At 73.8% G+C, this 20,935-nt stretch carries 20 protein-coding genes; 10 read left to right on the top strand and 10 right to left on the bottom strand.

Features of this window, described 5'->3' with window-relative positions:
- Positions 1 to 11: 11 nt before the first annotated feature.
- Positions 12 to 635 carry a dihydrofolate reductase family protein gene (locus DSM104299_RS21040; protein ID WP_272473620.1) on the top strand — a complete coding sequence of 208 codons (624 nt, stop codon included), beginning with the start codon at positions 12 to 14 and terminating at the stop codon, positions 633 to 635.
- A 49-nt stretch (positions 636 to 684) separates the two neighbouring features.
- Here DSM104299_RS21040 and DSM104299_RS21035 read toward each other — a convergent pair whose 3' ends face one another.
- Positions 685 to 1,080, bottom strand: coding sequence for a hypothetical protein (locus tag DSM104299_RS21035; RefSeq protein ID WP_272473619.1), 396 nt, complete (start codon positions 1,078 to 1,080; stop codon positions 685 to 687).
- Positions 1,081 to 1,492: 412 nt separating this feature from the next.
- Here DSM104299_RS21035 and DSM104299_RS21030 point away from each other — a divergent pair, with 412 nt between their 5' ends.
- Positions 1,493 to 2,185: a response regulator gene (locus tag DSM104299_RS21030; protein WP_272473618.1), complete on the top strand. Its 693-nt coding sequence runs from the start codon at positions 1,493 to 1,495 to the stop codon at positions 2,183 to 2,185.
- 4 nt (positions 2,186 to 2,189) lie between these two features.
- Here the strand turns inward: DSM104299_RS21030 and DSM104299_RS21025 are convergent, their stop codons facing one another.
- Complete coding sequence (locus tag DSM104299_RS21025; protein ID WP_272473617.1) at positions 2,190 to 2,528, bottom strand: response regulator; 339 nt, start codon at positions 2,526 to 2,528, stop codon at positions 2,190 to 2,192.
- Between the two features lie 82 nt (positions 2,529 to 2,610).
- The gene (locus DSM104299_RS21020) at positions 2,611 to 3,639 is read right to left on the bottom strand and encodes a substrate-binding domain-containing protein (protein ID WP_272473616.1); all 1,029 of its coding nucleotides are present in this window, start codon (positions 3,637 to 3,639) and stop codon (positions 2,611 to 2,613) included.
- Between the two features lie 104 nt (positions 3,640 to 3,743).
- On the opposite strand from DSM104299_RS21020, the gene DSM104299_RS21015 reads away from it, so the two are divergent.
- The 4 genes from DSM104299_RS21015 (at position 3,744) to DSM104299_RS21000 (ending at position 9,654) form a co-directional block, all read left to right on the top strand.
- Complete coding sequence (locus DSM104299_RS21015; protein ID WP_272473615.1) at positions 3,744 to 6,158, top strand: PAS domain S-box protein; 2,415 nt, start codon at positions 3,744 to 3,746, stop codon at positions 6,156 to 6,158.
- Between the two features lie 144 nt (positions 6,159 to 6,302).
- Positions 6,303 to 6,515, top strand: a complete 213-nt coding sequence (locus DSM104299_RS21010) for a hypothetical protein (protein WP_272473614.1) — start codon at positions 6,303 to 6,305, stop codon at positions 6,513 to 6,515.
- A 41-nt stretch (positions 6,516 to 6,556) separates the two neighbouring features.
- Positions 6,557 to 6,787 (top strand): hypothetical protein, encoded by a 231-nt coding sequence (locus DSM104299_RS21005; RefSeq protein WP_272473613.1) that lies wholly within the window; start codon positions 6,557 to 6,559, stop codon positions 6,785 to 6,787.
- Between the two features lie 272 nt (positions 6,788 to 7,059).
- Entirely contained in the window at positions 7,060 to 9,654 is a 2,595-nt protein-coding gene (locus DSM104299_RS21000) for a DEAD/DEAH box helicase (protein ID WP_272473612.1), read from the top strand.
- A gap of 25 nt (positions 9,655 to 9,679) precedes the next feature.
- On the opposite strand, the gene DSM104299_RS20995 is transcribed toward DSM104299_RS21000, so the two are convergent.
- Entirely contained in the window at positions 9,680 to 10,693 is a 1,014-nt protein-coding gene (locus tag DSM104299_RS20995; RefSeq protein WP_272473611.1) for a zinc-dependent alcohol dehydrogenase family protein, read from the bottom strand.
- A gap of 128 nt (positions 10,694 to 10,821) precedes the next feature.
- Between DSM104299_RS20995 and DSM104299_RS20990 the strand changes: the two genes are divergently transcribed.
- Complete coding sequence (locus DSM104299_RS20990; RefSeq protein WP_272473610.1) at positions 10,822 to 11,181, top strand: ArsR/SmtB family transcription factor; 360 nt, start codon at positions 10,822 to 10,824, stop codon at positions 11,179 to 11,181.
- A gap of 16 nt (positions 11,182 to 11,197) precedes the next feature.
- Here the strand turns inward: DSM104299_RS20990 and DSM104299_RS20985 are convergent, their stop codons facing one another.
- Positions 11,198 to 11,908: a TetR/AcrR family transcriptional regulator gene (locus DSM104299_RS20985; protein WP_272473609.1), complete on the bottom strand. Its 711-nt coding sequence runs from the start codon at positions 11,906 to 11,908 to the stop codon at positions 11,198 to 11,200.
- Between the two features lie 103 nt (positions 11,909 to 12,011).
- On the opposite strand from DSM104299_RS20985, the gene DSM104299_RS20980 reads away from it, so the two are divergent.
- Positions 12,012 to 13,010: a zinc-dependent alcohol dehydrogenase family protein gene (locus DSM104299_RS20980; protein ID WP_272473608.1), complete on the top strand. Its 999-nt coding sequence runs from the start codon at positions 12,012 to 12,014 to the stop codon at positions 13,008 to 13,010.
- A 7-nt stretch (positions 13,011 to 13,017) separates the two neighbouring features.
- Here the strand turns inward: DSM104299_RS20980 and DSM104299_RS20975 are convergent, their stop codons facing one another.
- Genes DSM104299_RS20975 through DSM104299_RS20965 form a run of 3 tightly spaced genes read right to left on the bottom strand, consistent with a single transcriptional unit; the run spans position 13,018 to position 15,316 of the window.
- A complete protein-coding gene (locus tag DSM104299_RS20975; RefSeq protein WP_272473607.1) occupies positions 13,018 to 14,232 on the bottom strand; it encodes a sigma-70 family RNA polymerase sigma factor in 1,215 nt (404 codons plus the stop codon).
- Positions 14,233 to 14,234: 2 nt separating this feature from the next.
- The gene (locus tag DSM104299_RS20970; RefSeq protein ID WP_272473606.1) at positions 14,235 to 14,543 is read right to left on the bottom strand and encodes an SH3 domain-containing protein; all 309 of its coding nucleotides are present in this window, start codon (positions 14,541 to 14,543) and stop codon (positions 14,235 to 14,237) included.
- An 11-nt stretch (positions 14,544 to 14,554) separates the two neighbouring features.
- Positions 14,555 to 15,316: a hypothetical protein gene (locus DSM104299_RS20965; protein WP_272473605.1), complete on the bottom strand. Its 762-nt coding sequence runs from the start codon at positions 15,314 to 15,316 to the stop codon at positions 14,555 to 14,557.
- 95 nt (positions 15,317 to 15,411) lie between these two features.
- On the opposite strand from DSM104299_RS20965, the gene DSM104299_RS20960 reads away from it, so the two are divergent.
- Together DSM104299_RS20960 and DSM104299_RS20955 are read left to right on the top strand one after the other, a co-directional pair.
- On the top strand, positions 15,412 to 17,865 hold the full coding sequence (locus DSM104299_RS20960; RefSeq protein ID WP_272473604.1) for a GH92 family glycosyl hydrolase: 2,454 nt from the start codon (positions 15,412 to 15,414) through the stop codon (positions 17,863 to 17,865).
- A gap of 29 nt (positions 17,866 to 17,894) precedes the next feature.
- Positions 17,895 to 18,839, top strand: a complete 945-nt coding sequence (locus DSM104299_RS20955) for a phosphatase PAP2 family protein (RefSeq protein ID WP_272473603.1) — start codon at positions 17,895 to 17,897, stop codon at positions 18,837 to 18,839.
- On the opposite strand, the gene DSM104299_RS20950 is transcribed toward DSM104299_RS20955, so the two are convergent.
- Together DSM104299_RS20950 and DSM104299_RS20945 are read right to left on the bottom strand one after the other, a co-directional pair.
- Complete coding sequence (locus DSM104299_RS20950) at positions 18,791 to 19,948, bottom strand: zinc-binding dehydrogenase (protein WP_272473602.1); 1,158 nt, start codon at positions 19,946 to 19,948, stop codon at positions 18,791 to 18,793. The two genes, DSM104299_RS20955 and DSM104299_RS20950, sit on opposite strands and share 49 nt — an antisense overlap.
- On the bottom strand, positions 19,945 to 20,865 hold the full coding sequence (locus DSM104299_RS20945; protein ID WP_272473601.1) for a helix-turn-helix domain-containing protein: 921 nt from the start codon (positions 20,863 to 20,865) through the stop codon (positions 19,945 to 19,947). Before DSM104299_RS20945 ends, DSM104299_RS20950 begins: the two co-directional genes overlap by 4 nt.
- Between the last annotated feature and the right edge of the window lie 70 nt (positions 20,866 to 20,935).

Here is a 20,935-nt window from a genome sequence, read left to right as displayed (position 1 = left end):
AAGGAGCTCCTGTGTCTCGCGTCCGGGTTCACAACTTCTCGATCTCGCTCGACGGGTTCGGCACCGGCGTCGGCCTGTCGTTGGAGGCGCCGTTCGGCCACGCCGGGCATCGGCTCCACGAGTGGATGATCGCGACCCGATCCTGGGACGCCGCCGGCACTGCCGGCGTCGACAACGCCTTCGCCGAGCGTCACGAGCACGGCATCGGCGCGGAGATCATGGGCGCCGGCAAGTTCGGCCCTCCGGGGTGGCAGGACGACTCGGAGTGGCGCGGATGGTGGGGACCGAATCCGCCGTTCCACACGCCGACCTACGTGCTGACCCATCGCCCGCGGCCGCCGCTGGAGATGGACGGCGGTACGACGTTCCATTTCCTCGATGTCGCGCCGGTGGACGCGCTCGCCGTTGCTCGGGAGGCGGCAGACGGTCAGGACGTCCGCATCGGCGGGGGCCCGACGATGCTGCGCGAGTTCCTCGCCGCCGGGCTCGTCGACCATCTGCATGTCGTGCAGGTCCCGATCCTGCTCGGCCGCGGCGTCCGGCTGTGGGACGGCCTGGACGCGCTGGAGGAGCAGTACGACGTGGAGGCGGTGTCGACGCCGAGCGGCGTCACCCATCTCACCTTCACCCGATGAGGGTCGCGTCAGGCAGCGTTGGGTAGCCCGGCGGGTGCCGGTGCGCCTCCTACATCGAGCCGGGCTCGCCCACGCTGACCGCGCCGACGCGCTGCGTCGCCGAGCGCCGCATGCGCCTCGCGCTCGTCGCGCACCCGAAGCCACGAAGGCAAGGGTCGTCTCGGTGAGCGTCAAGGTCGGCGAGCGCCGCGCGCGCACCTCCACGGCCGAGCGCTTGAAGGCGGGCGTCGCGCTGACCGGCCTGCCGAAGGGCCGCTACGCGCTGAAGATCGTCGTCGGGCTCCGCGACCACACCAAGGCGACGCTGACCCGGACCTACAGGGCCTGCACCGCAGCTCGCGGTCGAGCCTGGATCGGGCACCGGCGGCGTCACGCCCTGAAGCGTGCTGGTGCGCCGGCGGGTCGACTCGCTGACACCTCGCACCGCGGCCTTGACGGCGAACATCTGGCCGACGGTGACGATTGTCGGGTTTCGCGCCAGGCGGCCCAGCCGAACGCGCTCTCCCTGTGCGCGGGAACCGGCAGTCCACCGTGTTTCGCTCCACCCGGGCGAGGCGCGTTCCCGCTACCTGCAAGGCCGCGACTCAGGCCAGCCCGTGCCCCAGATGGGCGGTGGCATCGCTGTGCGGCGCCGCGCCAGGTGTGACCATGTGAATCCGCTGCTGATGTCTGATCGTCCCCCTCAGAAGCGGATGGTTGCCCCGGTGCGCCCGAAGAGGGCGCGCCGGCCGCCGTCCCAAAGAGAGCTCGTCATCGCGTCGCTGCTTCGCTGCCCGGAGCGGCGCGCAAGCAAGACGACCGCCTGAATTGGCCGAGCCGGTCGCACGCGGCTGTGCGTGTGGCCCATAATCGGACCGATGCCCGGGGAGGCGCCCCAGCGCGGCGGCGACCGGTCGGCCGTGGCCTACCGCGTCGTCATAGCCGACGACGACGTGTTGCTGCGCGAAGGCTTGGCGAGCCTGCTCGAAGGCGCGGGATTCGCGGTGGTCGGCCAGGCCAGCGACGGCACGGAGCTCCTCGCCGCCGTCCGTGAGCTCCGGCCGGAGCTCGTCATCGTGGACATACGGATGCCGCCGGACTACGCGACCGAAGGGCTCGATGCCGCGCGCGTCATCCGCGACGAGCTCCCCGACATCGGCATCCTCGTGCTGTCGGCGCACGTCGAGGTCGAGGAGGCGATGGAGCTGCTCGCCGGCGGACACCGCACCGGCTACCTGCTCAAGCGCAGGGTGACCGACGTCGGCGACTTCCTGGAGACGGTCGGGCGCATCGCGGGCGGCGCCGCGGTCGTCGACCCGGCGCTGGTGCACGAGCTGGTGGCGGCGCGGCGCCGCGACGACCCGCTGGAGCGGCTGACGGCGCGCGAGCAGGAGGTGCTCGCGCTGATGGCCGAAGGAGCGTCGAACTCCGGGATCGCCCGCCGGCTGTGGGTCACCGAGGGGACCGTCGAGAAGCACGTGCACAACATCCTCGCCAAGCTGCGCCTCGCCGAGACGCCGGACGATCACCGGCGCGTGCTCGCGGTGGTCACCTACCTGGACGCTCGCTAGGCGGTCAACGGCCGGCGAGCAGCGCGTCGATCGCCCGGCGGGAGACATCGCGCTTGGAGAGGAACCCGACGGCCGGGCTGGTCTGCACGAGCTCGTCGAGGTCGTCCTCGGAGTAGGTGGAGATCAGCACCACCCGCACAGGGTCGGGCCGGTCGGCGAGCCGGCGGGCGAGGTCGAAGCCGCTCTCGTCGCCGAGCTCGACGTCGATCAGGGCCACCTCGGGCCGCAGCGCGTCAGCCTGCCGCAGCGCCTGAACGGTCGACGACGCGACCCCGACCACGCTGACGCCCTCCCGCTCCAGGAGGTCGCGCGCGGCGGCGAGGAACTGGGCGTTGTCGTCCACGATGAGGCACCGCAAGGCCACCCGCTCAGGATCCCAGCGCGAACGGGCTCGCGCATTGCAGCTAGCGGGAATCCCCGGCTCGTCAGCCGGCCGGCGTGCGCGCGAACGGGTCGCGGAAGGGCGCGATCGGGCGCGGCGCGCGCTTCAGGGCCAGCGCGACGTTCTTGCGCGTGATGACGCTCACGGGCGCGTCGATGCGCGCGGGCAGCGGCCGCCCGCGCGCGGCCGCCACGCAGGCCTCGATGCCGAGCTGCCCGATCGTGTACGGGTACTGCGCGACGGTCGCCGCGAGCGCCCCGCGCCGGACCGCGTCCAGCGCCTCGGTGATCCCGTCGACGCCGACCACCATCACGTCGCCGCGACGTCCCGCGCCCCGGACCGCGTCGACCACGCCCAGGGCCATCTCGTCGTTGACGGCGAAGATGCCCCGGATCCGCCCGTCGGCGCGCAGGAGGTCGGCGGCGGCCGCGCGCGCCCGGTCGCGGTCGAAGTCGGCGGCGATGGCGCCGGCGACCGCGAACCGTCCCTGCGCCCCCGCCTGGAACCCTCGCGTGCGCGCGCCGCTGCCGACGTCGCCCGGGATCCCGGTGATGACCGCCACGCGCGCGCCGGCGCGCACGACGCGCGCCATCGTCGCGGCGGCCAGACGACCCGCGGCGATGTTGTCGGTGCCGATGTAGGTCGTGATCGCGACGCCTGCCGCACGCGCCGCGCGGCGGTCGATCGGCGAGTCGACGTTGACGACGGGCGTGCGCGCCGGCAGGTGCCCGAGCGGCGCGATCAGGTTGGTCGGCGTGAGCGGGTTGACGACATAGCAGCCCGCGTCGTCGTCGACGAGCGCTTCGAGGGTCGACGCCTGGCCCGCCGTGTCCTGCAGTCCGGCGGCCACTCCCACCCGCAGCCGCACGCCCTGCTGCCGAGCGGTCGCGACGAGCCCGTCGCGCAGCGTCGCGAAGAACGGGTTGTCGGTGTCCTTGATCACCGCGGCGACGCGGCGGGGATCGCGGTCCTGCGACCGGCGCCGGTCGTCCTCGCCGCAGCCGATCGCGAGGGCGGCGACCGCGCCCGCCACGGCGGCCATGCGTGGCGGCTCGACGGGGGGAGAGCGCATCGGGACGATCGTAGCCCCGCCTGACGGGTGCGGTTGTCTGCAGTCATCGCCTGCGTCAGGATCGGCAGCGAACCTTGCGACGTCCCTTGCTTCGGTCCGCCGGCATGGTCCGGCTAGCGCTTCCGGCGCTCATCGTCCTGTTGAGCGTCGCGGGCTACTTCGTGACCAGGGAGATCGTGCGGCGCGACGGCCATCACGCCGCGCAGCGGCGCGCGGAGCTCGAAAGCGTGCAGCTCCAAGGCGTGCTGGATCGCGCGCGCGGCTCCGTCGTCGGCCTCGGCAGCGCCTTGGCCAGCGAGCCGGTGCCGACCCAGCCGCGCTTCGCGCAGCTGCAGGGGATCGGCGCGGACGGCGCCGGGCTCACCGAATGGCTCTGGGTCGAGCACGTGAACCAGGCGCAGCGCGCGGCCTACGAGCGCCGCATCGGCGCGCCGATCACGGTCGCCGACGGGTCGGCACGTCCGCGGCCCGCGCCGCGTGCCGCGTCGTACCTGCCGCTGACGTTCGCGACGCCCAGCGCGGCCCGGCGGCTGCGCCGCGGCGCCGACCTGTCGACCCTGCCGGAGCTTGGGTCGGCGCTGGGCGACCGCGCGCTGGTCTTCGCGGTCACCGCCAGCCGGCGCGCCGCGCTCGGCGGCCGGTCCGGCTTCTACCTGATGCAGAGCGGGCGGTTCGGACGGGGGCCGGGCAGCCGCGGCTTCCTGGTGGCCTTCGTGCCCAGCGGCTGGCTGACGGTGTCGCTCGGTGACGACCCGCGGCGTGTCGCGATCAGCCTCGAGGGCCAGCCGCTCGAGGGCCGGCTGGCCGACCGCAGCGCGGCTCATGAGCGCTTCGACGCGCTGGCGCGGCGCTGGCGCATCGACGTCGGGCCGGTGAGCGAGGGCGCGCTGCGGGAGGCGCTGCCCTGGATCGCCCTGGTCTGGCCGGTCGCGGTCGCTGTGTTGGTGTACGTCTTGGGACGCGGCCTCTTGCGCCGCCGGCGCGCTGAGCGCGAGGTCGACCGGGTCTTCGAGCTGTCGCTGGACCTGCTGTGCGTGGTCGGCGTCGACGGCACCTTCCGGCGCGTGAACCCTGCGTTCGAGCGCACGCTCGGGTACACGGCGGAGGATCTGGTCAGGCGGCCGTTCATGGACTTCGTCTATCCCGACGACCGTGCCGCGACGGCCGCGACCTACACCGCGGTGCTCGAGGGCGAGACCGTCCTGCAGTTCGAGAACCGCTTCCTGCGCGCGGACGGCTCAGCCTGCTGGTTGCAGTGGAGCGTGCGCCCGATGCCCGCGGAGGGCGTGATGTACGCCGCGGGCCGCGACGTGACCGAGCGCCGGCGGACGCAGGACGAGCTGCGTCGGGCGCAGCGGCTGGTGGAGGCCAGCCGTGACGAGCTGCGCGTCCTCGCCGACGAGCAGGCTGCGCTGCGGCGCGTCGCGACGCTCGTCGCGCGCGGCGAGCGGCCGAACACGGTCTTCGACGCGATGGTCGTCGAGGTCGGTCGGCTGCTGGGCGCCGACTCGGCGGGGCTCACGCGTTACGAGCCCGACGGCACCGGCACGCTCGTGTGCGCGTGGCACGGCGCCGACCAGGGAGTCGAGGTCGGAACGCAGATGGCTGCGGGCCCGGGCACGCTGCTCGACGACGTCCGGCGCCAGCGCCGCGCGCTGCGACGCAGGAGCTCCCAGGCGGGCACCGACGCGGCGCTCGCCGCTCGCCTGAGCGTGCTGGGCCTGCGCACGATCGTGGGCGCGCCCGTCGTCGTCGAAGGTCGCCTGTGGGGGGTGATCTCCGGCGGATGGCGCGGTGACGATCGCGTTCCCGCGGACGCCGAGGGGCGGATCGGGCAGTTCACCGAGCTGGTGGCGACGGCGATCGCCAACGCGGAGGGCCGGGCCGAGCTCGCCGCGTCGCGCGCACGGATCGTCGCGGCGTCGGACGCCACCCGGCGGCGGATCGAGCGCGACCTGCACGACGGCGCACAGCAGCGACTGGTCTCGCTCGCGCTCGCGCTGCGCGCGGCCGAGGCAGCCGTCGAGCCCGGCCAGGAGGCGCTGCGGGCCGAGCTCGAGCAGACCGCGGACGGCCTGGCCAGCGTGCTCGAGGACCTGCAGGAGATGTCGCGCGGGATCCACCCGGCGATCCTCTCCAAGGGCGGGATCGGGCCGGCGCTCAAGACGCTCGCGCGCCGCTCGGCGGTGCCGGTCGAGCTCGACGTGCGCGCCGACGGCCGGCTCCCGGAGTCCGTGGAGGCGGGCGCCTACTACGTCGTCTCCGAGGCGCTCGCCAACGCGGCCAAGCACGCGCAGGCCTCCGTCGTGTACGTCGCGGTCACCGTCGACGACGGGGCCATCTCCATCGCCATCCGCGACGACGGGATCGGCGGAGCGCACCCCGGTCGCGGCTCGGGCCTCACCGGCCTGCGCGATCGCGTCGAGGCGCTCGGAGGCACGCTCGAGATCGAGAGCGGCGTGGGTCGCGGGACGGCGCTGCGAGCGCGCATCCCGGTCCGGCCGCCGGCGGTCGCCTAACCACGACACCAGCGGGTGTCTACCAGCCAGCTGCAAGACCGATCCTCCGGCCAGCGTGACCGCACGTCGGCCGGTGGCGTCGATGATCGCCGGGCCCTCGGCTGCCATCGTTGCCGGACCGATTCGATCTCTGGGAGATGCGACATGGAGCCCGACCAATCCCCACACGGCGCCGCGTTGGAGGTGCTGATCTGCGTGGTGTACGAGCTGCTCGACGCGCATCACGACGTCACGCAGCTCGCCACCGACTCCGGCATCGCCGAGGATCCGAGCTGGGCGGCCCACCTCGAGTACGTCCGCGGGCTGCAGCGCGTGGCGCGCGAGGACCTCGCGCTGGCGGCGGTGACGGCCGCATGATGGGCGAGGCGGCTGTGGGCCCCGTCTCCCAGGCCTGGCGCGTGAGCGTCGACGCGCTGTGGGATGAGTGGGTCCTGGCCGAGATCGCGGCCGAGCTCGCCCTCTTCCTCTGGCGCACCGCCGCGGTCGAAGAACGCGGTGACGCCTACCAGGAGTACGTCAGAGCGCTGCGCAACGAGACGCGCGTCGCGGGGCTGCTGGCACGGACGCGGTCGTCGGACCTGAGCGCGAAGGCCGGTGTCCGTGCTGCGGCGTGCGCGGGGACACCGTGAAGCGCGTCGCCTCGCAAAGTTCCTCATTGATCTCCGAGTAAACCCGAAGCGGCCTGCGTCAGTCGCGCCGCGAACGCTCGTCGCCGGTGTGCCCGCGCGGGTCGTGCGTGCACCGCGACGCCGCGGTTCGAGCTGACGCTGCGTTCAGCATGGTGCACGACCCTCCCAACCAAACGGACGGTAGGGAGGAGACGGGCTTCCCGGACGGGGACGTGGGTTGTCAAGCCGGTGGCGACGCGCTGCGCGAAGCTCGCTAGCGTGACGGGCGACGCATGAGCCTCGTCGACGCGCTTCCCACCGACCACGGCGCCGACGCGATCTACGCCGCCTTCACCGCCTGGGTCTCGGAGCAGGGGCTGAGCCTCTACCCGCATCAGGACGAGGCGGCGATCGAGCTGTTCAGCGCCAACAACGTCGTGCTGGCCACGCCGACGGGCTCGGGGAAGTCGCTGGTGGCCGTGGCCGCGCACTTCGCGGCGCTCACCGAGGGCCGCACCACGTACTACACGGCGCCGATCAAGGCCCTGGTCTCGGAGAAGTTCTTCGCGCTGTGCGCGACGTTCGGCGCCGAGAACGTCGGGATGCTCACCGGTGACGCGTCGGTCAACGCCGGCGCGCCGATCGTGTGCTGCACCGCGGAGGTGCTGGCGAACATCGCGCTGCGGGAGGGCGCGGGCGCCGACGTCGGGCAGGTCGTTATGGACGAGTTCCACTACTACGCCGACGGCCAGCGCGGCTGGGCGTGGCAGGTGCCGCTGCTGTGCCTGCCCCAGGCGCAGTTCCTGCTGATGTCGGCCACCTTGGGCGACGTCCGCGAGATCACCACCGACCTGACGCGGCGCACCGGGCGCGAGACGGTCCTCGTCGACGACGCGCAGCGCCCGGTCCCGCTGACCTACTCCTGGTCGGTCGAGCCGCTGCACGAGCTGCTCGAGGAGCTCGTCGCGGTCGACCAGGCGCCGATCTACGTCGTGCACTTCACGCAGGCCTCCGCGATGGAGCGGGCGCAGTCGCTGCTGTCGGCCAAGCTGTGCACGCGCGAGGAGCGGGAGGCGATCGCCGCGGAGATCGGCGGCTTCCGCTTCACGGCGGGCTTCGGCCGCACGCTGTCCAAGCTCGTCCGCAGCGGGATCGGCGTGCACCACGCCGGCATGCTGCCGCGCTACCGCCGGCTGGTCGAGCAGCTCGCGCAGACCGGCCTGCTGAAGGTGATCTGCGGCACCGACACGCTCGGCGTGGGGATCAACGTGCCGATCCGCACCGTCGTGTTCACCGGCCTGGCCAAGTACGACGGCAGCCGCCACCGGCTGCTGAAGGCGCGCGAGTTCCATCAGATCGCCGGCCGCGCCGGGCGGGCGGGCTTCGACACCGCCGGGTACGTCGTCGTGCAGGCGCCCGAGCACACCATCGAGCGCACCCGCGCGCTGGCCAAGGCCGGCGACGACCCCAAGAAGCGCCGCAAGGTCCAGACCCGGAAGCCCGCCGAGGGCGCGGTGAGCTGGACCGAGGAGACGTTCGAGCGCCTCAAGGACGCCGAGCCCGAGGCGCTCGTGTCGCGGATGCGCGTCGACCACGCGATGATCCTCAACGTCGTCAACCAGCCCGCGGATCCGGTCGCGACGATGCGGGCGTTGATGGAGGACAACCACGAGGACGAGCGCGGCCGCCAGCGCCTGTCAGAGCGGGCGCAGGCGCTGGGCAGCGAGCTCGTGGACTCCGGCGTCCTGCGCTGGCTGCCCGAGCCCGACGCCGACGGCCGCACGCTGCAGCTCGCCGTCGAGCTGCAGGAGGACTTCGCGCTCAACCAGCCGCTGGCCTCGTTCGCCCTGGTCGCGTTCGCGCTGATCGACCCGGAGTCCGAGACCTATGCCTTGGACGTCGTCTCGGTCGTCGAGGCGATCATCGACGACCCGTTCCCGGTCCTGATGGCGCAGGCCAACAAGGAGCGCGGCGAGGCGGTGGCCGAGATGAAGGCCCAGGGCATCGAGTACGACGAGCGCATGGAGCTGCTCGAGGAGGTCACCTACCAGCGGCCGCTGGGCGAGCCGCTGCTCGACGCGCTGCGCGTCTACCGCGAGACCCATCCGTGGGTGCGCGAGTCCGACCTGTCGCCGAAGTCGATCGTGCGCGACATGTACGAGTGGGGGCGGACGTTCACGGAGTTCGTGGCGCACTATGGCCTCGCCCGCTCCGAGGGGCTGCTGCTGCGCTATCTGAGCAACACGTACCGCGCGCTGCGCCAGACGGTGCCCGACGAGACCAAGACCGACGAGCTCGACGACATCATCGAGTGGCTCGGCGAGACCGTCCGGCAGACCGACTCGAGCCTGCTGGACGAGTGGGAGGCGCTCACCGATCCGGAGTCCGTCGAGCGCGCCGCCGCCGCGATGGCGCAGAGCGCCGGCCCGCCGTCCCCGCCGCCGCCGCGGCCGATGACCGCCAACGCGCGCACGTTCACCGTGATGGTGCGCAACGCGATGTTCTTGAAGGTCCAGCTCGCGGCGCGGGATCGCTACGGCGACCTGGCCGAGCTGGAGGCCGCCGCGGCCGCGCTCTCCGATCCGCCCGGGCGCCCCGCGATGGGGGCCGACGCGTGGGACGCGGCGCTCGGCCGCTACTGGGAGGAGCACGAGTCGATGGGCACCGGCCCGGACGCGCGCTCGCCCCAGCTGCTGATGATCGACCGCGCCGGCGCGGGTGCGGGCTCGGGCGGTCCGCGGACATGGGCGGTGCGCCAGATCATCGACGACCCCGAGGGCCATCGCGACGTCGCGATCGTGGCGACCGTCGACCTCGACGCCTCCGACGCCGCCGGCGAGCCGGTCATCCGCACCGAGTCGTTCGGCGCGGCCGGCCTCTCCTCCTAGAGCGCTCGGCCTCCGGCGTCACGCGCTATCCCTGGACGGCGATCGCGACCTTCCCGAACGGCCCGCGGTCGAGGTGGGCGAAGGCCTCGCGGGCGTCCTCGAAGCCGTAGACCGCGTCGATGACCGGCTCGATCGCGTGCCGGTCGAGGAAGGCGATGAGCCGCTCGAACGCGCGCAGGTGGCCGACGGCGATCCCCTGCAGCCGCGTGCGGCCGAAGATCACCGACATGAGGTCGATGCTCGACCGCTGCCCGTCGATGAAGCCGGCGACGGTGACGCGGCCGCCGACGCGGCTGGCGGCGATGGAGCGGTCGAGGCTGTCGCCGCCGACGACGTCGAGGACATGGTCGACGCCGCGTCCGTCGGTCAGCGCGCGGGCCTCCTGGTCCCACGCCGGAGTCGTGCGGTAGTTGATGGTCTCGGCGGCGCCGAGCGCCACGGCGTGGGCGAGCTTGTCGTCGCTGCTCGAGGTGGCGATGACCCGCGCGCCGAGCGCGGAGGCGAGCTGGATCGCGAACAGCGAGAGCCCGCCCGTGCCCTGCGTGAGGACCGTGTCGGCGGCCTGCAGGTTGCCGTACTCGACGAGCGCGAACCAGGCGGTGAGCGCGGCGATCGGCAGCGTCGCGGCCTGCACGTCGGTCATCGCCGCCGGCGCGGCGACGACGCTGTCCGCTTCGAGCACCATGTACTCGGCGAGCCCGCCGTCGAGCGGGCCGCCGAGCGCGCGTGCGCCCTCGTCGCGGCCGGCGGCGCCGTCGCGCCACCCGCTGTAGAGGTGGGAGACGACGCGGTCGCCGACCGCCCAGCGCGTGACGTCGGTGCCGATCTGCACGATGCGCCCGGCGGCGTCGGAGACGGGGATGAGGCCCTTGGGCATCCGGCCCGGCTCGTACAGCCCCTCGGCGATCGCCTTGTCGCGGAAGTTCAGCGACACGGCGCCGACCTCGACGAGCAGCTCGCGGGGACCGGGCTCGGGCGTCGGCACGTCGGAGCGGGTGAGGTTGTCGATGCCGAAGTCGGTGAGCGTCCAGGCCTTCAAGGGGTCCTCCAGGGAAGTCGTCGGATCTGAGGCCGGCGACCCTAGCTGACAACTTTGATGTTTGTCAAACTACGATGGTTGTCGTAATACGACACGTGCCGAAAGGGCCACGTTATGCTGGTCGCGCCATGGCGTCCTCCGACACCGCACCGAGCGCGGCGCGACCGCGCGGCCGAGCCCCGCGGCCGCCGCTCGCCCATCCCGCGCGGGCGGACATCAGCCTGCAGGGCGTCCTCGACGCGCTCGCCGACCCGCTACGCCGCGAGATCGTCCTGCGCCTGGCCGCCAGCGAGGCGCCGATGCGCTGCGGCGCGTTCGACGCGCCCGTCGCGCTGTCGACCCTCACGCACCACTTCCACGTGCTGCGCGAGGCCGGCGTCATCCGGCAGTTCTACGACGGCACGGCGAAGCTCAACGAGCTGCGCGCCGACGACGTCGAGGCCGTCGTCCCCGGGCTGCTCGGGGCGATCGCCGGCGCGGCGCGCTGACGGCCGGCCCCGCGCGTCACGGCGCCGCGACGCCCAGCGACCGGACCAGGTCCAGCATCTCATCGTGGTAGACCGCGCCGGGCTTGCTGGTATGCAGCCCGAGGTGGCCGTAGATCTCCAGGGAGAGGAGTCCCTGCGTGCGGCCCCAGACACGCAGCGCGAGAGCGACCGCTGCCGGGGGCAGGGCGGGGAAGCGCTCGCGGACCGTCGTCGCCAGGCCGGGTGAGAAGTCCGACCACTGGTGGTCGTCGTTCGGTTGGAGGTCCTTCGCGAACGGCCAGGCGGAGGCGACGATCTCGACCAGGCCCACGCACGCGCGCTTCGCGGCGTCCGGCGCGGGCCCGCTGGCCGGCGGCTGGTAGCCCCTGACCGGATCGCCGTAGATGAGCCGGAAGCCTTCGGGGTTGGCCAGCGACCACGCGCGCATCGCCGTGCCCCAGGCGATGATCCGGCCCGCGACGTCCTCGGCCCCAACAGCGTCGCGCGCGGCCTCCACCTGATCCACCAGCGAGGTGTAGAGGTCGGCGATCAGCGTCGTGACCAAGTCGTCGCGCGTCGCGAAGTAGCTGTAGATGGCGCTTCCGCTCATCCCCATCTCGCGAGCGATCGCGCGCAGCGAGATCGCGTCGGGTCCGCCCTGGGCCATGAGCTGGAGGGCGATCGCCTTGATCTCCGCGGTGGTCTGGGCCCGCAGCCGCGCTCGGCGACCCACGATCTCCGCTTCCATGCTTGACATCGTACAGCGCGGTCTTATAGTGCGGCGAACTAAAAATGAACGGTGCACGGAAATGCAACGGCGCATGAACGAGCCCGCGACAGGAAGAGACGTGATGAAGGCCACGGCGGTGCTGTTCGACGAGCTCGGCGCTCCGGAGGTGCTCTACCTCGAGGAGGTCGAGATCCCCGAGCCCGGAGCGGGTGAGGTCCGGGTTCGCGTCGACGCGATCGGCGTCAACCGCGGCGACGTCCTGGTGCGCAGCGGCGGGTACTACTACGACGCCGTCCTGCCCAAGTCGCGGCTCGGGACCGAGGCCGCCGGGGTCGTCGAGGCGGTCGGCGACGCGGTGGCCGGCTTCGCCGTCGGCGACGCCGTCAGCATGCTGGCCAAGCCGACCGACGCGGGCATGTCGCTCTACGGCGTCTACGGCGATCGGGTCGTCGTGCCGGCCGACCGCCTCATCCGGCGGCCGGCGGACATGGACGCGGTGACCGGCGCGGCGTTGTGGATGCCGGCCTTGACGGCCTACGGAGGCCTGGTCGAGGTCGGGAAGCTGCAGCCCGGCGACACGGTGGTCGTCACCGCGGCGTCCAGCACCGTCGGCCTGGCGGCGATCCAGCTGGCCGACCACCTCGGCGCGACGGCGATCGCGGTCACCCGGACCGGGACGAAGGCCGACGCGCTGCGCGCGGCCGGCGCCGCGCACGTCATCGCCAGCGACGACGGTGGCGTGGTCGAGCAGGTGCATGCGCTCACCGCCGGACGCGGGGCGCGGCTGATCTTCGACGCGGTCGGCGGCCCGCAGCTCTCGGAGCTCGTGCTGGCGTTGAGCCCTGACGGCATGGCGATCGTCTACGGCTGGCTCGACGGCCAGCCGACGCCGTTGCCCATGTCGTGGCCGATCAACGTGTACGGCTACGCGGTCTACCACCTGCTCGCCGACCCGGAGCGCTTCCGGCGGGCCGAGGCGTTCATCAACCGGGGCGTCCGCGCCGGCCCGCTCGCGCCGGTGATCGACCGGACCTTCGACCTCGGCGAGGTCGCCGCTGCGCACCGCTACATGGAGACCAACGAGCAGGGTGGCAAGATCGTCCTCACCGTCGAGCACTGAGCCGCGGTCACGGGCGCCGCTGCGCGCCGCCCGGGCCTGGCGTGCGCACGCAGAGGATGCGGGCGGTCAGGCCCGTGCGGAGCGTCGCCGGCCGGTCGACGACGACCCGTGCGCTGCGGTCGACGCCGATCCGCGGCGCCGGGCGGTAGTACATCGTCGCGCGCCCGCCGATCGGCGCGAGGAGGTCGCCGACGCGCAGGCCGTCCGGGCAGGCGAGCGTCACGGCCAGCGACGAGGCGCCGCTCGCCGCCGGGACCGCGCGCTGCACGAGCGCGACGCCACGCGGCAGCGGCTGGCGGCGGGCGATGCGGCCGCCGGCGAGCAGGACGCTGTCGACGCGCTGCGGCGACGGCGTGCCCGCGCCGAACGTGTGCGGCGCGAGCTCCACCGCACCCGCGGTGAGGCACGCGCCGGCGCAGCCGACCGCGGCCGTCTTGGCCAGCGTCGCCTTGCCGCCGGCGGTGCTCACCGCCGCGACCTTCGCCCCGACGAGCGCGACGAGCAGCGGGGCCGGGACGAGCGCGGCCAGCGCACGGCGCGTCGTGCGGATCCGGCTCTTGAACCGGCGGCAGTCGGCGCAGCCGCCGAGATGGCGGTAGGTGCGCATCGACGCGCGGCGGCGCTCGTCGGTGGCGCGCAGGAGGTCGTCGCGGATCTCGTCGCACGCGGCGTCGCGCGCCTCGCGGTCGCGCACCAGCGCCACCCGCGCGCGCATCACGAGGCTGCGCGTGGCCTGGGTGGTCGTGCCCAGCTCGCGCGCGAGCTCGGCGTGGGAGATCCCGTCGACCTCGCGCCGGACGAGCGCGTGGCGCTGCAGCGACGGCAGCAGCGCGATGTCGGACACGACGGCCGCCAGGTCCTGCTTGATGTCGAGCCGCTGCTCCGGCGTCCCCTGCGCGGAGGGCAGCCGGTCGGCGAGGACGGTCACGTCGACCGGTGACGCGCGCGTGCGCGCGAGCTCGTCCAGGCAGCAGTTGCGGGCGACGGTCAGCAGCCAGGCGCGGACGTGGATCGGGCGGTCGTCGCGGCGCAGCGCCAGCGCGGCCCGGAGCAGCGTCTCCTGCGCGACGTCCTCGGCCAGTGCGCGGCGGTCGCCGAGGATCGAGGCCGCGTACCGCTGCACCTGCGCGCGGTAGCGGCGCGCCAGCTCGTCGAACGCGGCGTCGTCGCCGCCGCGGTAGGCGGTGACGAGGCGATCGTCGGTCGTGGTCCGGCCGATCATCGTCAGCACCCGGTCTGGGGCGGGATCCAGCCGATCACGTCCGCGCGCGTCCGGATCCGCCACCAGTGCGTCGTCGCGTCGGTCCACGTCACGGTGACCCGCTGGGGCGCATACAGGTGACCGATGACGACGCCGCGCGGGTGGTCGCGGAGCTGGACGTGGGGGGAGCACAGCCGCTCCACGCGCGGCGCCGCGTGGGCGCCGGCCGGTGCCGCGGCCAGCGCGCTCACGACCGCGAACGCCGCGCACGCGGCGGCGGCACGCGCAGACCGGCCGCTCGCCCGCAGGCGAGCGGCCGGAGCCCCCAGCATGGATCCGCGCGTCACCGCCCGCTCGTGGTGCGGTGCTTGCTCGTGGCCTTGCGGTGCTTGGCGGCCTTGCGCTGGGCGGCCTTGCGCTTGGCCTTGGCGTGGGCCGCCGCGCGACGCTTGCGCGCGCCGGCCGCCGACGGCGCCGGGTTGACGAACTCCTCCGTCTTCGCACCCGGGTAGGAGTGGAGGTCGGCCTGGGCGTGGTTGGCCGGCGTGTCGGGCAGGACCTCGTCGGTCAGGATGTCGGTCCGATCGACCACCGTGCCCGTCGTCGTCACCCAGTCGTAGCGGACGAGGCGACCGGTCGCGGGGTTGACGTAGTACTCGCCATGGAGCTGCGTCGGGTCGTTGCCGGGCGGCGCAACGCGCTTCTCGACCGCGATGCCGCGGATCGTGTCGCTGCCGGAGGACGGGAGCGCGTCGGCGTGGTAGGTCGCCGGGTCGGCCTCGTCCTGCACGCCCGAGCTCTCGGCGTTGTGGAGCAGCACGTTGTTCAGCGCGGTGTAGCCGTAGTAGCCGTTGGCGTTGATCGCGTTCTCGGCGACGAAGTCGCCGACCGTCGTGACGTAGAACTCGCTGTCCGCATCGAGCCACGTCTCGACGTCCATCTTGCGCTTGACGCTCCCGTTCTCGGTCAGCGTGCTGGAGTCGACGATGTGGCGCACGCCGTTGTTCGGCGGCGCCGAGGCGGACGAGACGGCCGGGACCGCGGCCAGCGACCCCATCGCCAGAGCGGCGACCACGGTGCTGCGAGTTGACTTGTTGAAGTGCATCGGAACCTCGGTGTAGTTGACAGCTGTGAGGAGAACGGCCGGCGCGGGAGAGTGTGGCGGCCCTTGCTCATCTCGCGTGGCGTAGGGTCCCGGCCGTGCTCGGGAGAGGGTGGGTCGTAGGGGTCGCGGCGACGATGCTCGTGGGGGCCGCACCCGCGTGGGCGGGCTCGCCGTCGGCCAGCGTGGACACCCGGATCGGGACCGACGAGGGCGCGGCGGACTTCGGGACGGGCGGCGGTGCGGGCGCCACCTACCCGGGCGCGGTCGCGCCGTTCGGGATGGTGCAGCTGAGCCCGGACACCGCGCCGGGGATCGTCAACCCGGCCGGCGGCTACTCCTACCGCGACGACGAGATCAAGGGCTTCAGCCTCACGCACCTGTCCGGCGCCGGCTGCGCGGCGCTCTCCGACGTGCCGCTGCTGCCGACGACGCACGCGGTGGACGCGGCGCCCTCGGTCAAGGGCTCCTACGACGTGAACCCGCGGTACGTCGCGGCCTTCACGCACCGCGGCGAGGTCGCCCGGCCGGGCGACTACCGCGTGCGGCTGAACCCGGGCAGGCGCGCCATCGAGGCCGAGCTGACCGCGACCCAGCGCGCCGGCGCGCTGCGCGTCACGTTCCCGCGTGGGCCGCACGGCTCGATCCTCGTCAACGCCGGCGGCAGCGCGATGGGCAACACCGTCGCGAACCTGCGCGTCGACCCGGCACGGCGCGAGATCAGCGGGACCGTCGGCAGTGGCGGCTTCTGCTACGCCGCCGACCGCTACACCTTGCACTTCGTCATCCGCTTCGACCGACCGTTCGCGACGTCCGGGACGTGGCGGCGGACGACGCTGCGGCCCGGCGGCCGCAGCACGTCGGACGAGGTCGCCGACCGGACCGGCCCGCTGTTGTTGCAGTACAAGCGCCTCGGCGGCGGCCCGAAGGCCGTGCCCGGCAACCCGACCAAGGGCGCGCAGGCCGGCGCCTATGCGACGTTCGACACCGCCGGCGACGCCCAGCGCGCGGTCGTCGCGCGCGTCGCGATCTCGACGGTCAGCGTGGCCGGCGCGCGCCACAACCTGGCGGCCGACGCACTCGCTCGCCGGTCGTTCGGCGCGGCGCGCGCCGCCGCGCGGCGCGCCTGGGCCCGGCAGCTCGGCGCGATCCAGGTCGACGGCGGCGCCGCCCGCGACCGCGAGATCTTCTCCACGTCGCTCTACCACGCGCAGGTCATGCCGAACGTCGTCTCCGACGCCGACGGCCGCTACCTGGGCCAGGACGGCCGCGTCCATCGCGCCGCCGGCTTCGACAAGTACTCCAACATCTCCGGGTGGGACACCTACCGCTCGCAGATGCCGCTGATGGCGCTCGTCGCGCCGCGGGCGGCGTCCGACCTCGTGCGCAGCATGGTCGCCGACCAGCACGACGGCGGCAGCCTGCCGAAGTGGCCGGTGCTCTCGGGCCAGACCAACGTCATGGTCGGCGATCCCGCCGACCTGCTGATCGCCGGCGCCTACGCGTTCGGCGCGCGCGACTTCGACGCCAAGGCGGCGGTCAGGGCGATGGTCGCCGGCGCCACCCAACCCAAGGTGATCGCCAACGGCGGCTACGTGGAGCGCGCCGGCCTGGACGACTACCAGCGCCTCGGCTACGTCGGCTTCGAGCAGAACACCGACTCGCCCGGCCAGACCGTGGCGCCCGCCAAGGTGTGGGGCACGGCGTCCACGACGCTCGAGTACGCGCTCGCCGACTTCGGGATCGCCCGCGTCGCGGCGGGCGCCGGCGACGCCGCCACCTGCGGCGCGTTCGCCGCCCGCGCCGGCAACTGGCGCAACGTCTTCGACCCGGCGACCGGCCTGATGCAGCCGCGCGCCGCGGCGACCGGCGCGTTCGTCGCGCAGCCCGGCGCCGGCGGCGCCGGCTTCGTCGAGGGCACGGCCGCGCAGTACACGTGGTTCGTCCCGCAGGACGTCGCCGGCCTGGTCGCCGCGCTCGGCGGGCGCGACGCGGCCCGCGCGCGCCTGGACACCTTCTTCACCACCCTCAACAGCGGCGCCGAGAGCGACAAGGCGTTCCTGGGCAACGAGCCCACGCTGCTGACGCCCGCCCTCTACAACTGGCTCGGCCGGCCGGCGGCGGGCGCGGGCATCGTCCGCAAGGCCATGCTGTCGCTCTACCGCGCGACGCCCGGCGGCTTTCCGGGCAACGACGACGGCGGCCAGATGTCGGCGTGGTGGGTCTTCGGCGCGCTCGGGCTGTCGCCGTCGGTGCCCGGGACGGGCGTCCTCACGCTCGGCAGCCCGCTGTTCCCGAAGGTCACGCTGAAGCTCGCGGGCGGCAGGACGGTCGAGATCCGGGCGCCGCGCGCCGCGCCGTCGCGCCCCTACGTGCACGCCGTCCGCCTGAACGGCAAGCCGCTGACCCGGACGTGGCTGGCCTACGGCGCGCTGCGCCGAGGCCGCACGCGGATCGACGTCGACCTGTCGGCCAGCGCGGCGCAGACGTGGGGGACGGCGGAGACGGCGGCGCCGCCGTCGTTCGGCGGCGCGGCGGCCTGCGGGCGCTAGCGGGGCGCCGCGCGGTTATCGTCTCGCGGATGGTTTCGTGGCGCGTCGTCTCGGGGTTGGTGATCGCCGGGTACCTCGTCGCCCTCGTCGCGACGACGCTCGTCAACGGCCTGCCGCTCGAGCACGCGCAGCTGTTCTTCTGGATCGTGCTCGGGCTCGCCGCGGTCAGCCTGCGCGCGTGGCGGAGCTGGGGCCGGATGCTGCTGGAGTGGACGCCGCTGCTGGCGCTGCTCATCGTCTACGACTACCTGCGCGGGGCGGTCAGCGTGTCCGACGCCCACGCGCACATCACGCCGCAGCTCGACTTCGACAAGTGGCTCGGCGGCGGCCAGGTCCCGACCGTGTGGCTCCAGCACCACCTCTACGACCCGGGGCACATCCACTGGTACGACGTCGGGATCTGGCTGACGTACCTGAGCCACTTCTTCACGATCTGGATCGTCGCGGCGATCCTGTGGAAGGTCGCCCACGACCGCTTCGCCCGCTACGTCTCGGTGATCGTCACGGTCACGCTGATGGCGTTCCTGACCTACTGGCTGTACCCGGCGCAGCCGCCGTGGCTGGCCGGCGACCTGGGGGAGATCGGGGCGGTCGACAAGATCGTCCCGACGGTCTGGGGCCACTTCGGCGTGCGCACCGCGGCCGATCTCTTCGAGACCGGGGACGGCCTGGTCAACCTCGTCGCGGCGATGCCGTCGCTGCACGCCGCCTACCCGGCCACGCTGCTCCTGTTCTTCTGGCGCGACGGCTGGCGCTACCGGATCGGCTTCGGCCTTTACACGCTGGCGATGGGCTTCTCGCTCGTCTACGGCGGCGAGCACTTCGTGGCCGACATCGTCGTCGGCTGGGCCTACGCGGCGATCGCCTTCACCGCGGTCGCGCTCGCGGGGCGGCTGCTCGCGCGGCGGCGGGCGGCGCGTGGCGATCAGGGCGTGACCGCATCAGAACGCGGATCGATCAAGACCTTCGCCTGAGCGTCGGGGTCGCCGAGCGCGGTGAACGCCGCGTCGACGCCGGCCAGGCCGACGGTCCCGGTCATCAGCGGGCGCGGGTCGAGCTCACCCTCGGCGAGCATCATCAAGGTGTCGCGGAACTCCAGCGGCGTGTAGCCGAGGACGAAGCGGAGGTCGATCTCCTTGTTGATGGCCATGGCCGGCGTGAAGCGGTCCTCGCCGACGCAGACGCCGACGACCACGACCCGCGAGAACAGCGGGGCCTCGTCGATGATGGACTCGATCACGCCCGGGACGCCGACGCACTCGAAGATCACGGGGTGCTTGGGCTTGGCGCCGAGCTTCTCGCCCAGGCGCCAGACGTGCCACCAGCCGACGGGCAGGCGCTCGAGCTTCTCGCGCGTGGAGACGGCCAGCTCGAACGCGGCCTCGGCCTCGACCACGTGCCCGCGCTGCTCGCCGCCCGCGAACGGCGACCCCTCCGCGGGGTCGATCACGACGTCGGCGCCGCAGCGCGTCGCCAGCGCGCGGCGGCCGGGGGAGAAGTCGCTCGCCACGACGGTCTTCACGCCCTTGGCCTTCAGGGCCAGGATCACGCCGAGGCCGACCGGCCCGCAGCCGATGACGATCGCGACGTCGCGCTTGCCGACCTCGCCGCGCCGGACCGCGTGCCACGCGACGGCCATCGGCTCGGTGAGCGCGGCGACGTCGGTCGGCAGCCCGTTGGGCACCGCGAGCATCATCGACTCCTGGGCGATGACCTGCTCGGCGTAGCCGCCGGGCGCGTGCAGCGACAGCCCGACGGCATCGATGCCCTCGGTGCCGCGCACGAGCGGGAGCGCGACGACCGGCGTCCCGGTCGGGATCGACCCCTTGGCCTTGGGGCCGTACTCGGCGACGCGGCCCGAGAACTCGTGGCCGAAGACCAGCGGCTGGTCGGAGCGGCCGAAGCGCTCGTAGCCGGTCTTGGCGGCCATGTCCGCCCACGCGTCGATCCCGTGCCGGGCGTGGAGGTCGGACCCGCAGATCCCGCAGCGCTCGACCGTCAGCCGGACCTGGCCCGCGCCGGGCGTGGGGTCGGGGAGGTCGACGACCTCCAGGTCGGCGTGCTGGCAGACGACGGCTCTCATGGGCCAACCCTACGCGCAGCGTCCCAGGTGATGGCGTCGCCGGGCGAGGGCGCGGCGCCGAGCTGCGCCAGGACGCCGGCCAGCGCTTCGCGCCGGATCGCGCCGTGCTCGAGGATGTGCGCGACGACGCCGCCGTAGGTGAAGGACTCGGGCGGCTCGCAGAGCGCGTCGACGAAGCCGGCGTCCCACGCGTCGCGCTCGCCGATCGCGCCGATCAACCGCGACAACCTGGTCCCGGCGCGGTCGAGCCGCTGCACCTGCGTGCCCGGGCTGGGCCCGTCGTGCGGCTCGCCGGCGATCGCGGCGCACCAGACCTCCAGCGTCGCGACCAGCCGCTCGGCCATCAGCGCGGCGGAGGGCTCCTCGCCCTCGAGCCAGACGGCGACGAAGCCGGGCCGCAGCGGGCGCGCGAGCGCGTCGCTCGGCAGGGTCGCCGCCAGCGTCAACAGCTCGCGCGAGCGGTCGAGGTGGTGGGCGACCAGGCGCTCGGTGAGTCCGTCGCCGCGCGCGGTCGCGGCACGCGCGCCCGGCACGAGCACCGCCCCCGGCGGGTGGAAGTGCACGCCGTTGGGCGCATCAAGGGCGATCGCGCGGTCGCCGTCGAACGCGCTCGGCGCCACGCCGTGGGCGCGCGCGAACGCCCGCGAGAACGCGGCCAGCGAGCCGTAGCCCGCGGCGGCCGCGGCCTCCGTGGGCGTCGCGCCCGCGCGCTGGAGCTGCCACGCGGCGCGCTCGAGCAGCAGCCGGCGCCGCAGCGCGACCGGGGACTCGCCCGTCGCGCGCGCCAGCAGCCGGTCGAGGTGGTCGCGCGAGAAGTGCGCGCGCCGCGCCAGCGCGCGCCCGTCCGCGCCGGGCTCGTCGAGCGAGCCGACGACGAGGTCGAGCAGGGAGCGCAGGCGGTCGGGCGAAGGCGGCACGTGGGTCCGCCCATCTTCGCGCGCGCGGCTTGATCGCGTTCGACGTCCTGGTCGACGCCGCGCGCCCCGG

This window comes from Baekduia alba (assembly GCF_028416635.1).
GTDB classification, from domain to species: Bacteria; Actinomycetota; Thermoleophilia; order Solirubrobacterales; family Solirubrobacteraceae; genus Baekduia; species Baekduia alba.
Note: the sequence above shows the minus strand (reverse complement) of the source record. Positions and strands in the feature narration are given on the sequence as shown.